Consider the following 12181-nt stretch of genomic DNA (forward strand, 5'->3'; position numbering starts at 1 on the left):
CCCCGCGGAGCTCAGCGGCGGTCGAACACCGCGGTGACCGGTCCGTCGGCCCGGTAGCCCTGGCGGTGCAGCCAGGTGTCCAGCTTCGACTGGACGGTCCGCAGGTCCGGGCGCTTGTGCGGCTCGGTCCGCATGGCCTGCTTGAGCAGCGACAGGTGCGCGGTACGGCCGGGCAGGTGGGTGAGCTTCGCCCCCGCGGCGGCCGCCCGGAGACCGGCGACCGCGTCGCTCGACTCACCGCGCGGCGGCGATCCGCTGAGCGCGAAGGACACGGCGGCGGCGAGCTGCCAGCCGTCCGACGCCGGGGACGCCGGTTTGCCGGCCGCCGCCTCCGGGGCCAGGTAGTCGGGCGTGCCGAGGACGTAGCCGGTCTGGGTCAGCGTGGAGTCGCCCTGCTTGCGGGCGATCCCGAAGTCGATCAGGTGCGGATGGCCCTGCGGGTCGACGACGATGTTGCCGGGCTTGATGTCGCGGTGCAGCACACCCGACCGGTGTGCCGTGTCCAGTGCGCCGGCGACTCCGGTCCAGATCCGCGCCGCGGAGATGTCGTCGACCGTGCCGCGCTCGGCCACCAGCTCGCCCAGCGACCGGCCGTCGACGTACTGCATGACGATGACCAGGCCGTCCATGCCCTGCAGGCCCGGGTCGGAGGAGGCGTGCAGCAGGTCGTAGATCTCCACGCAGCACGGGTGGCGCATGGACCCCAGCGCGGCCGCCTCCCGCCGGATCCGCTCCTCGGTCTCCGGGTCGGCGGCGTGCGCGGACTTGACGGCCACGGTGTGCCCGAGCTTCGCGTCGTGCGCGAGCCACACCCCGCCGAAACCACCGGCGCCGAGCCGCTTCATCAACCGGAAGCGGGGAGCCCGCGGTGGCCCGCCGGGAGCCGGCGCGGCGAGCGTGGGACGGCGCGGCGGCCCCGGCGGCGGGACCCGGCCGGCGCCCGACGGGGCGGCACCCCGCAACGGACCGGCGGCCGGGTGCGCCGGTGGCCCGGCCGGTGGCCGCCCCACGGCGCCCGGGGGCGGGCCCGGCGGGCGGGCGGCGGGCGGGGCGGGGAGCGAGCCGAACCCGGCGTAGGGCGCCCCGCGCTGCACCGACGGGGGGCCGGCGTGCGCGGACCGGCCCGACAGGTCGACCGGGCGTTCCGGTTCGCGCTGGGCGAAGCGGTCGGCGAGCCGCTCGGCGACGCTCGGGGTGGCACTCACTCCGCCGCGGGTACCGGTACCGGGACCGCGCCCGGACCGGGACGACCCGCCGGTCGCGACCGGGACCGGCCGGGACGGCGGGGGTGGCGGCACGCTGCGCCCGGCACGGAGCTGCTCGATCCGGGCGCGCGAGGGCGGCGGGACCATCGGCACCACGAGCACACCGGCGAGGCTGCCGACGAGCACCCCCACCCACAGGTGCTCGGCGGTCCCCGCCGGGACGGTGGCGGTCAGCAGGATCAGCGCGAAGAACGGCAGCCAGAAGAACTTGGCGGGCCAGCGGGGACCGCGGCGCAGCGCCGTGCGGGCCTGCACCGCCACCAGCATCACGGCGAGCAGCGGGACGACGCCCAGCAGCACGACCGCGGTCACCGAGGTGACGATGTCGCCGCCGATGGAGTCCGCCACGCTGCCGCGGCCGAGGTAGCTGCTCTGGGTGCCGACGAGGTCGCAGGTGGCGACCCGGATCGACTCGGTGGTCGGCGCGTCCAGCCCCGGGACGGCCGGCACCCCCTGGGTCGCCTGGGCGAACACCGCCCCGGCGCCGACGAACACGGCCAGCGGCAGCAGCCCGCCGGCGAGCACCCCGATGCCGCCCAGGAGCACGCCCTCGGCCATCCCGTAGCCGCTGCCCGACCCGGATCCGATCCGGCGGCGCAGCAGCGACACCACGACGGCACCGGCCGTCGGCAGCAGACCGGTGAGCACGCCGAGTGCCGTGACCGACCACGCCCAGTCACCGGGACAGGCGTCCGGTACGCCGAGCCCCCGGATCCCGTCCAGCAGCCCGGCGACGAGCGCCACCAGCGCGTCCACGGCGCACTCCCCCTCGCACCCCGATCACCCGGCCGGTACGGCCGGGCCCCCCACTATCGCATCACCGGTTCGGCGGACGGTTCCGCCTACCGGGAGTGGCGGGCCGGCACGGGGGTGAGATCAGTGCTGGAACAGGTCGAGATCGGTGTTGAACCGGTCCAGCAGCCCGGCCAGCGCCTCCCGGTCGGACTGCGGCCAGTGGGCGATGACGTCGCGCAGCGGGGCCAGCCGGGCGGCGCGCACCTGCTCGCGGGCGGCCATCCCGGCCGGGGTCAGCGTGACGCTCACCGAACGCGGGTCGCGCTCGTGCGGGGACACGTCGACCAGGCCCGCCCGGGACAGCCGGGACACCTGACGACTGGCGGTCGGCTTGCTCACGCCGAGCTTGCCGGTGAGCGTGGTCAGCGAGAGGGCGCCCTCGTCGTCGAGCAGCATCAGCACCGGGTAGGTGTAGCGGTCGACGGCGTCGTTCGGGCCGTAGCCGTGTGCCCACACCGACTCCATGGTGCGGCGCACCAGGAGGGTGACCTGCTTCTCCAGGGACTGCAGGGACTTCTCGGCGGCTCCGTCGGTTCCGGTGTGCCGCGGCTCCTGCACGGGCGCGCGCTCGACGGTGGCGACGCCTGCGCTGCCGCCAATCGGGCTAATCGGACTTTCGGTCATGTTTCGCATGGTACACACGTTGCGGACCGCAACATTCGGGATCGCAATCACGTAAGCGGATCGAAAGGTACGCGCTTCGGACGGCCGTACTGGCCGGTCCCGGTGATCTCTGGTTGCGTGGTGTCCGTGCCGCCCCGGACCAGCCGTGCGGCACGGACACCAGGAGGGACACCGTGGGACTCACCCGGACCGACGGCCCGCTGTCGTCGTACGCGCCGGCGACCGTCAACTACGCGATCGACGGCCCGCCGCACAAGCTGCTGCTGCACCCGTTCCCCCGCCGGGTCCGGGCCGAGGTCGCCGGGCGGACCGTGCTGGACACCCGGCGCGGCGCGCTGCTGCACGAGTCGAACCTGCTCCCGGTGCTCTACGTGCCCGAGGCCGACCTCGACACCGGGCTGCTGGTCCCGTCCGGGCACACGACGCACTGCCCGTTCAAGGGCGACGCCGCCTACCGGTCGATCCAGGTCGGCGACACGATCCGGGCCGACACGGTGTGGAACTACCCGGAACCGGTCCCGGCGGCGTCCTGGCTGCACGGCCTCGCCGCGCTGTACTGGGGCGCGGCCGACGCCTGGTACGACGAGGACGAGCAGGTGTTCGCCCACCTCACCGACCCCTGCACCCGGGTCGACGTGCGCCCCACCCACCGCCACGTCGTCGTCACGCACGTCGCACCGGACGGTTCGACGACGGTGCTGGCCGAGTCCCACCGCCCGTCCGTGCTGTCCGAGACGGGACTGCCGAACCGCTGGTACCTGCCGCCGGAGGACGTGACGGTCGCCTTGTCGGCCGGACGGACCAGGACCCGGTGCCCCTACAAGGGCGAGGCGCACTACCGGCACGCGGACCTCCCGGGCGGGACCCGGCTGACCGACGCATTCTGGCTCTACCCCGACCCGCTGCCGGAGTCGGCCCGGATCGCCGGGCTGCTGTGCACCGCGGGCGGCCGGCGCGACGACGGCTCGGAGGTCACCGTCACCGTGGACGGCGACCCCGCCTGAGTCGCGCCGCTACTCCTCGTCCTCGCAGATGATCAGCGACTCCAGCGCGGGCAGCGCGGCCTCCAGCGCGGCCCGCTGGCCGGCGTCGAGCCGGTCCAGCCGCCGCGCGATGAGGGCCGTGCGTTCGTTGCGGACCTCGCGCAGCTTGACCCGGCCGGCCTCGGACACCGAGACGAGCACGCCGCGCGCGTCGCCGGGATCCGGGGCCCGCTGGACCATGCCCTGCTCGTCGAGCGCGGAGAGCACCCGCGACATCGTCGGGGCGGTGACGCCCTCGCGCCGGGCCAGCTCGGACAGCCGCAACGGACCCGCCTGCTCCACCGTGACCAGCGCGGAGAGCTGCAGCGGCGGCAGCGAGTCGGTGCCGTCGATCCGGATCCGCCGGTTCAGCCGGCCCACGGCCAGGCGGAGCCGGGACGCGATCTCGTCGTCCGGCACGTCGGGACGGCCCGCCACGGCCGTCCTGGCGGATTCGTGTGCGCCGGAGTCACCCATCCGCCCATGATGCCAAATATTCCCTGAGCAATGGCATCGACCCGCCGGATCCGGGAGGTACCGGTCAGAGCTTACGCAGCCGCACCCGGGTCACGTCGTGGCCGGCACCCTTGGTGAGCACCAGGCTGGCCCGGGACCGGGTGGGCAGGATGTTCTGCTCCAGGTTCGGTGCGTTGATCGAGGCCCAGATCGTCTCGGCCCGGGTGACGGCCGCGTCGTGGTCCAGCTCGGCGTAGCGCCGGAAGTAGGACTGCGGATCGCGGAACGCGGTCTCCCGCAGGCGCAGGAAGCGTTCCACGTACCAGCGGCGCACGTCCGCGGTGGCGGCGTCGACGTAGACCGAGAAGTCGATGAAGTCCGACACCGTCAGCGCCCCCGCCGCCGCGGGCTGCAGGACGTTCAGCCCCTCGATGATGAGGATGTCCGGGCTGCGCACCACCAGCTCGGAGTCCGGCACGATGTCGTAGGTCAGGTGCGAGTAGACCGGGGCCGTCACCTCGGGGCGCCCACCCTTGATCTCGGAGACGAAACGGAGCAGCTTGCGCCGGTCGTAGGACTCCGGGAACCCCTTGCGCTCCATCAGCCCGCGCCGCTGCAGCTCGGCCGTCGGGTAGAGGAACCCGTCGGTCGTCACGAGCTGCACGTCACGGTGTTCCGGGGACCGGGCCAGCAGCAGCCGGAGCAACCGCGCCGTCGTCGACTTCCCGACGGCGACCGACCCGGCCACCCCGATGACGAACGGGGTGCGGGCACCCCCGGCACCGAGGAACCGGCGGTACGCGCGGTAGAGCCGCCCGCCCTCCTCGACGTGCAGGTTCAGCAGCCGCGACAGCGGCAGGTAGACCTCGCGCACCTCGTCGAGGTCGACGAAGTCGCCGAAGCTGCGCAGCTGGTCCAGCTCCTCGGCCGTGAGCGGGACCCTCGTGGACGAGGCCAGCTGCGACCAGGACCGGCGGTCGAAGTCGACGAACGGGGACGCGGTGCCCCGGGCCAGGCCCGAGTGCCGCCGCCCGCCGTGGTGCGCCGGCGCCGTCACTGGTCCACCGAGGTCAGTGCGTACTCGACGACCTGCGCCGGGCTGGTGAGCACGTGCACGATCGCGTCCGCCACCACGCCGGGCTCGAGCCCGACCGACGCCAGGCGCTCGGTGTAGCGGTCCCGCAGCGGGCCGGGCTCCCAGCCGTCGACGATCCCGGTACGCACGAAACCGGGCGAGAGCGTCGCCACCCGGACCCCGCGCGGCGCCAGCTCGGCCCGCAGCCCCTCGGACACGGCGTGCACCGCGTGCTTGGACGCGGCGTAGACCGCGCCCGCCGGGTTCGGGACCCGGCGCCCGGACATCGACGAGACGTTCACCACCGCCGGTGCCGTGCCGGCCTCCAGGTACCCGGCCGCGGCCCGGGTCACGACCAGCAGGGCGACCACGTTGAGGGCGAACATCTGCCGCCACTGGTCCGGCGTGGTCGGCTCGTCCCCGACGACCGGCCCGCCGTGGAACACCCCGGCGGCGTTCACCACCGCGTCCAGGCCGCCGAGCCGGTCGGCGGCGGTGTGCACGGCGGCGGTCGCACCGTCGTCGTCGGTCAGGTCGGCCGGGACGGCGACCGCTCCGGGCAGCTCCGCCGCCAGTGCGGTGATCCGGTCCGCCCGCCGTGCCAGCAGGGCCACCCGGGCACCCCGGGCGGTCAGCGCCCGCGCCGTCGCCGCGCCGATCCCGGCGGACGCTCCGGTCACCAGGATGCGGCGCGCGGACAGTGACTGGTCGGCCCGGGGCGACGTCGCCGTGGTCATGGCACACCAACCTAGACGTCATGACGCCGGTGCAGACCGTGACGTCACTCGCAGCTCCCGCCGCGCGGGCCGGGTCCGGCCGCCGTATCGTCGTGCAGCGTTTCGCCCCGTCGTACCGATCCAGGAGCGCCCGCCGGTGACCGTGCTGTTCTCCCTGCTGGGCCTCGTCGCCGTGGCGGCCCTCACCCTGGGGACGGCCGTCTCGGTCGCCTCCGAGTTCTCGCTCACGGCGCTCGAACGCAGCCGGATCGACGCCGCGGCCGCCCGCAACGACGACCGGCGCACCCGGTCCGTGCAGCGGGCACACGGCACGCTGTCGTTCCAGCTGTCCGGCTGCCAGCTCGGCATCACCGTCACCACGCTGGCCACCGGTTACATCGCCGAACCGGCGATCGCCGAGCTGATCCGCCCGCTGCTGGAGCTGGTCGGGCTGCCCGCCGGCTGGGCGTCGGGCACGGCGACCGTGCTCTCCCTGGTCGTCGCGACGGCGCTGTCGATGGTGTTCGGGGAGCTCGTGCCGAAGAACCTCGCGATCGCCCACCCGCTGGAGGTCGCGCGGTCGGTGGTCTGGCTGCAGGCCGGCTTCGCCTCGGCGTTCCGCTGGCTGATCACCGGCCTGAACGGCGCGGCGAACGCGATCGTGCGGCGGCTGGGGATCGAACCGGCCGAGGAGCTGCGCTCGGCACGCTCCCCCGGCGAGCTCAGCTCGCTGGTCCGGGCGAGCGCGGAGAGCGGCAGCATCGACGCCGGCACGGCGGCCCTGCTCGACCGGTCGCTGCGCTTCACCGACCGGATCGCCGAGGACGTCATGACACCGCGGGTCCGGGTCGAGACGATCGACGCCGCCGACACCGTCACCGATCTCGTCGCGCTGGCCCGCAGGTCCGGGTTCTCCCGGTTCCCGGTGATCGACGGCGATCCGGACACCCCGCTCGGGCTGGTGCACGTCAAGCAGGCGTTCGGCGTCCCGGCGGACCGGCGGGCGGACACCACGGTCCGCGAGCTCGCCCGGCCGGTGGAGACCGTGCCGTCGTCGCTGGACGGCGACGAGCTGATGACCCGGCTGCGGGCCGCGGGCCTGCAGACCGCCGTCGTCGTCGACGAGTACGGCGGCACCGCAGGGCTGGTCACCATGGAGGACCTGATCGAGGAGATCGTCGGCGACGTCCGCGACGAGCACGACCGGGCCGAGCAGAACCGGGTCCGCCGGATCGGTGACGGGGTCTGGGCGCTGTCCGGCCTGATGCGCGCCGACGAGGTCGACGAGGCCACCGGGTTCACCATGCCCCGGGGCGAGTACGAGACCCTCGCCGGGCTCGTCGTCGCCCGGCTGGGCCGGATACCCGAGGTCGGGGACGACCTGGTCGTGGACGGCTGGGGGCTGACCGTCCTGCGCCGGGACCGGAACCGGGTCGCGGAGATCCGGGTCGCACGGACCGCACAGCCCGGCTCGCAGCTCGGCTCGGACCAGGAGGTGCCGGCATGACGTCGGGAGACGTGTTCGCGCTCGTCGCCGCGATCGCCCTGCTGGGGGCGAACGCGTTCTTCGTGGGCGCGGAGTTCGCCCTGATCTCGGCCCGCAAGGACCGGCTCGAGGCGATGGCCGAGGAGGGCTCGGCCGGGGCCAGGCGGGTGCTCGCGGCCTCGCACGACCTGTCCCGGATGCTGGCCGCGTCCCAGCTCGGCATCACGATCGCCTCGCTGCTGCTCGGCCGGCTCGGCGAGCCCGCGGTGGCGCACCTGATCGACGGGCCGCTCGCCGCGGTCGGCGTCCCGGATGCGCTGGCCTTCCCGATCGCGTTCGCGCTCTCGCTGATGATCGTCGTCGTGGCGCACATGCTGCTCGGCGAGATGGTGCCGAAGAACATCTCGATCGCCGGGCCGGAGCGGGCCGCCATCCTGCTGGTGCCGCCGTTCCTGGTGTGGACCGCCGCGGCGCGGCCGTTCATCGACCTGTTCAACCACATGGCCAACGGCACCCTGCGGCTGCTCGGCGTCACGCCGAAGGACGAGCTGGAGACGGCGTTCACGCCCGGCGAGCTGTCGGAGATGATCGACGACTCGCGGCGCGAGGGCCTGCTCGACGACGACGAGTCGTCCCGGATCGCCCGCACGCTGTCCTCGGCCGAGGCGACCGTCGCCGACGTCGTCGTCGCGGTGGACGACCTGGTCTGCCTGGACGGCACCCCACCGTCGACGCGCTCACCGCCGCGGTCGACCGGACCGGGTTCTCCCGGTTCCCGATCCGCAGCGCCCAGGGCCGGTTGACCGGCTACCTGCACGTCAAGGACGTCCTCGACCTCGTGGACGCCGGATCGGTCGCCGTCCCGCCGCAACGCGTCCGCAGCCTGCCCCCGGTGCCGGTGAGCGCCCGGCTCGACGAGGCGCTCGGCGTGCTGCGGTCGGCGCGGGCGCACCTCGCCCGGGCCGTAGACGACGGAGGGACGACCGTCGGGGTGGTCACGATGGAGGACCTGACCGAGGCGTTCGTCGGCACCGTCCGGGACGCGACGCACGCGCCGGGGGTGGCGGCACGCCCGGCCGGCGGGGACGTACCGTCGGGAACGTGACCGGCGAGACCCTGCGCAGCCCCGTCGTCCTGACCGGGCGGCAGTGGCGCGACCGCGCCGCGGCGCACCGGGACCGGGTGCGCGCCTGGACCGGGCCGCACCGCGACCGCCGGCGCCGCGGCGAGCCGCATCCCGTGTGGGACTTCCTGTTCACCTACTACTCGCACCGGCCGGCCGCCCTGGAGCGGTGGGATCCGGGCCCGGACGTGCTCGTCGAGGACGGGCCGGAGTTCCTGGACCGCCCGGGCTACGTCACCGACGGCCCCGGGGCCCGCTTCGACCCGGCCGCCGCACCGGAGCGGCTGCGGAGCACCGCCGCGTTCGTGCACCGGCTGCTCACCGCCACCCGGTCCCGCGCGCCGCGGCTGGGCTGCTTCGGCCTGCACGAGTGGGCGATGGTCTACCGCACCGACGACCCGCGGCACGACGTCGGCCTGCGGCTCGGCGCCGCCGGCACCGACGCGGTCGTGGAGTCACTGCGGATCGGCTGCTCGCACTTCGACGCCTACCGGTTCTTCACCCCGGCCGCCGCACCCCGCAACACCCTGGGCCCCACCCGGGAGACCCAGGTGGACCTGGAGCAGCCCGGCTGCCTGCACGCCACGATGGACCTCTACAAGTGGGCCTACAAGCTGGCACCCGCGACGCCGTCGGAGCTGGTCGCGGACTGCTTCGCACTCGCCGCGGACGTGCGCGAGCTGGACATGCGGGCCAGCCCCTACGACCTGGCCGGCCACGGTTTCCCGCCGGTCCGGATCGAGACGGCCGAGGGCCGCGCGGAGTACGTCAGGGCCCAGAGCGCGTTCGCCGAGCGGGCCGCCCCGCTGCGCGAGCGCCTGATCGGGCTGACCGAGCGCCTGACCGGCTAGCTGCAGCTGCCGCAGCAGCCGCAGCCCGGGCCGGTGCAGTTCGCACAACCGCAGCCACAACCCGGGGACCGGACGGGGGTCGGGTTCGTCTCGTCACTCATGCACACGAGGCTACGTGACCGGGAGTGGCCGGTGGAAGCCCGAACGTAGCCGGCTCACCCGATCATCCGTGCCCCGAGACGCGTGCCGTCCGCAGCCGGTTCAGCGCGGCGGCGACCTCGTGCCGGCGGGGCACCGCGAAGTCGGCGAGCGACCCGTGCGCGACGGCGGCGGCGCCGTCGCGCTGCAGGTCGGTGACCAGCTCGTCGAGCGCCTCGGCGAGGGTCCGGCCGTCGAGGTCCAGGTGGGCGAGCGCGAGCCCGACGCCGGTGGTCTGCGACGGGTCGGCGAGCTGGGAGACCGCGGACAGGTCGATGTCCTCGCCACCGAAGGTCAGCCGGCCCCGCCCGCGGGCGGTGATCCGGCGCCGTCCGCGGGTCTCCGGGTCGACGCTGCGCGGGGCGAACCGGCGGTGCCGGAACTCCGGGAACGGCAGGTCGGCGTCCTCCGGCGCGACACCGGCGATCCCGCGGGCCCGCGCGGTCACCTCGGAGACGGCGTAGTCCTGCAGCAGCACGACCGTGTCGGCGCGGTCCAGGTAGTCCCCCGAACCGCCCATGACCAGCACCGTCGACACCCCCCGGTCACGGTGCAGCGGCCGGACCCGGTCGACGAACGGCACCAGCGGCTCGGCCTCGATGAGCTCCCGCATCCGGGCGTCCCGGATCATGACGTTGGTGGCCGAGGTGTCCTCGTCGATCAGCAGCACGTCCGCGCCGGACTCCAGTGCCTCGATCGTCGACGCGGCCTGCGACGTCGACCCGGACGCGGACTCGGTCGAGAAGTCGTCGGTGGGCCGCCCGGAGGGCAGGTCGCCGACGAACGCCCGCACGTCCACCCGCTGCACCGAGCGCTCGTCCTCGGCCCGGACCGACACCGCGTCCGGCCGGGCGACGACGAGTTCGCGGCCGTCCCCCGGCACGTGGTCGTGGACGCCGGTCTCCAGCGCCCGCAGCAGGGTCGACTTGCCGTGGTAGCCACCACCGACGATCAGCGTGACGCCCTCGGGTATCCCCATCCCGGTCACCTCGCCACGGTTCGGCACCGGCAGCGTCACGCGCAGCGACTCCGGGCTCGCGAACGGGATCGGGTCGCGCATCGGGCGGTCGTCGACACCGGAGGCGCGGGGCAGGACCGCACCGTCGGCGACGAACGCGACCAGGCCCCGGCCGGGCAGCGCGTCGCGCAGCGCGCAGGAGTCCTCGACGGTCTCGACGAAACCGCGCGCCCCGGCCTGGTCGACCGCGGACCAGGCCAGCGCCCGGAGCACGGCGCCGGGGAGGTCGCGGGTCAGCGTGCGGGCGGCGTCGCGGCCGGCGATCCGGCGGCCGCGCCCGGGCATCGGCATCCCGAGCGCGACCGTCACCGCGCCCGCGTCGTCCCCGTCCCGGGAGACCAGGACGGCGCTGCGGTCGAGCACCTCCTGGCCGCCCGCGTCGACCGTCACCGGGGTGTCGCGCAGCGCGGTCCGCAGCGCGCGCACCAGGAAACCGCCGAGGGCGCGGGCCCGCGTCGCGGAGCCGTACAGCTCGGCGGGCAGCGCAGCCGTCGCGGCCGGCACCGTCACCCGCAGCCGCGACGGCGGGGCGAACGGGTCCGACTGCACCGCACGGATCTGCAGCTCGACACCGTCGAAGGTCCACCGCCCGGCCAGCCCCTTGTAGGCGCCGTAGCTCGCACCGTCGAGATCGTGCAGGCGGGCGGCGAGCGCGTCGCCGTCGCCCTGCACGGTCGCCGGTGACGCGCCGCTGCGGGAGCCGGTGCGGGAGTGCTGCGGGCGGGGCATGGAGATCCTCTGCGGTCCGGGGGCGGGGCGGTCCACGGTAGGTACCCGCCGCCCCGCCACCGAACCGGGGCCGGGCCGGCTCAGCGGGTCCGGAACGCCTCGATGACGAGCTGGTCACCGGCCGGCGTACCGGAGCAGCCGGTGCCGTTCATCGCCACGAACAGCGAGTCGGTCTCGCCCGGCGGGTACACCCGCAGCCCGCGGACCGGCTCCGGGGCACAGGCCGCCGGGTCGTAGTTCTGCACGTTGACCATGCGCAGGGTGGCACCGGCGACGGCGCCGGGGGCGAGCGAGACGGGCTCGCCGTGGTCGCCCTTCATCGCCGCGGCCGGGCCGATCTGGTGCCCGTCGTCCCCGCCCACGTAGGAGACCCCGGGGAAGCCCCGGATCACGCACGTCCGGCCGCTCTGGTTGCGCAGCTCCAGGGTCGCGTAGCTCGATCCCGCCGCACCGCCGGCCGGGTCGCCGACCGCGGTCCCGGCCAGCTCGCTGGTGTGGCACCGGTCGGCGTCCTGCGCCGGAGCGGGCGCGGCCGGTGCCGCCGCGGCGGGCTCCTCCGGCATCTGCGCCACGGCGCCCGCGGCCGGGGCCGGCTCCGGCGCGCTGCCCGAGGCGTCCGGCCACGATCCGCCCGAGCCGCAACCGGCGAGGACCGCCCCGCAGGCCAGCACCGTCGCGGCCCACCGCGCTCCGCGGCCCAGGATCCGCTGTCCGCCATCCATTTCGTTCCCCCGATCGTCATGGTGCGTCCACGTGTGTGGACGTCCTGCCACCGAGACCGGTTGCCCGTTCCGCGGCCCCGCGACCCGAACGCCACCCGAACCGGGGGTGCACGTACCGTTCTCGCACGTGTTGTCGCGTATGTCCGTAAAGCACCTGTTGC

Annotated in this window: 10 protein-coding genes and 1 pseudogene; 4 read left to right on the forward strand and 7 right to left on the reverse strand. The window is 74.9% G+C overall.

Annotation, left to right across the window (positions count from 1 at the left end; genetic code table 11):
* Nucleotides 1-11: 11 nt before the first annotated feature.
* Together AFB00_RS26260 and AFB00_RS26265 are read right to left on the reverse strand one after the other, a co-directional pair.
* Nucleotides 12-2021 (reverse strand): serine/threonine-protein kinase, encoded by a 2010-nt coding sequence (locus AFB00_RS26260; protein ID WP_068799400.1) that lies wholly within the window; start codon nt 2019-2021, stop codon nt 12-14.
* 120 nt (nt 2022-2141) lie between these two features.
* A complete protein-coding gene (locus tag AFB00_RS26265; protein WP_197519663.1) occupies nt 2142-2684 on the reverse strand; it encodes a MarR family winged helix-turn-helix transcriptional regulator in 543 nt (180 codons plus the stop codon).
* A gap of 173 nt (nt 2685-2857) precedes the next feature.
* On the opposite strand from AFB00_RS26265, the gene AFB00_RS26270 reads away from it, so the two are divergent.
* Nucleotides 2858-3688: a DUF427 domain-containing protein gene (locus AFB00_RS26270; protein ID WP_068799402.1), complete on the forward strand. Its 831-nt coding sequence runs from the start codon at nt 2858-2860 to the stop codon at nt 3686-3688.
* A 9-nt stretch (nt 3689-3697) separates the two neighbouring features.
* On the opposite strand, the gene AFB00_RS26275 is transcribed toward AFB00_RS26270, so the two are convergent.
* The 3 genes from AFB00_RS26275 to AFB00_RS26285 all read right to left on the reverse strand — a co-directional run bounded on the left by AFB00_RS26275 (nt 3698) and on the right by AFB00_RS26285 (nt 5974).
* Nucleotides 3698-4183, reverse strand: coding sequence for a MarR family winged helix-turn-helix transcriptional regulator (locus AFB00_RS26275; protein WP_068799403.1), 486 nt, complete (start codon nt 4181-4183; stop codon nt 3698-3700).
* Nucleotides 4184-4247: 64 nt separating this feature from the next.
* Entirely contained in the window at nt 4248-5219 is a 972-nt protein-coding gene (coaA, locus tag AFB00_RS26280) for a type I pantothenate kinase (protein ID WP_068799404.1), read from the reverse strand.
* Nucleotides 5216-5974: an SDR family oxidoreductase gene (locus AFB00_RS26285; protein WP_068799405.1), complete on the reverse strand. Its 759-nt coding sequence runs from the start codon at nt 5972-5974 to the stop codon at nt 5216-5218. The genes coaA and AFB00_RS26285 overlap by 4 nt, the downstream gene beginning before the upstream one ends.
* A 136-nt stretch (nt 5975-6110) precedes the next feature.
* Here AFB00_RS26285 and AFB00_RS26290 point away from each other — a divergent pair, with 136 nt between their 5' ends.
* The 3 genes and pseudogenes from AFB00_RS26290 (at nt 6111) to AFB00_RS26300 (ending at nt 9413) form a co-directional block, all read left to right on the forward strand.
* Nucleotides 6111-7460, forward strand: a complete 1350-nt coding sequence (locus tag AFB00_RS26290) for a hemolysin family protein (RefSeq protein WP_068799406.1) — start codon at nt 6111-6113, stop codon at nt 7458-7460.
* Nucleotides 7457-8544 (forward strand): annotated as a pseudogene (locus AFB00_RS26295) (hemolysin family protein). The gene AFB00_RS26290 and the pseudogene AFB00_RS26295 overlap by 4 nt, the downstream one beginning before the upstream one ends.
* A complete protein-coding gene (locus AFB00_RS26300; protein WP_156819730.1) occupies nt 8541-9413 on the forward strand; it encodes a 3-methyladenine DNA glycosylase in 873 nt (290 codons plus the stop codon). Before AFB00_RS26295 ends, AFB00_RS26300 begins: the two are co-directional and overlap by 4 nt.
* Before the next feature lie 163 nt (nt 9414-9576).
* On the opposite strand, the gene AFB00_RS26305 is transcribed toward AFB00_RS26300, so the two are convergent.
* Nucleotides 9577-11298 (reverse strand): ABC-ATPase domain-containing protein, encoded by a 1722-nt coding sequence (locus tag AFB00_RS26305; RefSeq protein ID WP_068799407.1) that lies wholly within the window; start codon nt 11296-11298, stop codon nt 9577-9579.
* 80 nt (nt 11299-11378) lie between these two features.
* Nucleotides 11379-12020: a DUF4232 domain-containing protein gene (locus AFB00_RS26310; RefSeq protein WP_068799408.1), complete on the reverse strand. Its 642-nt coding sequence runs from the start codon at nt 12018-12020 to the stop codon at nt 11379-11381.
* Nucleotides 12021-12181 lie beyond the last annotated feature (161 nt).

This window comes from Pseudonocardia sp. HH130630-07, assembly GCF_001698125.1.
GTDB lineage: Bacteria > Actinomycetota > Actinomycetes > Mycobacteriales > Pseudonocardiaceae > Pseudonocardia.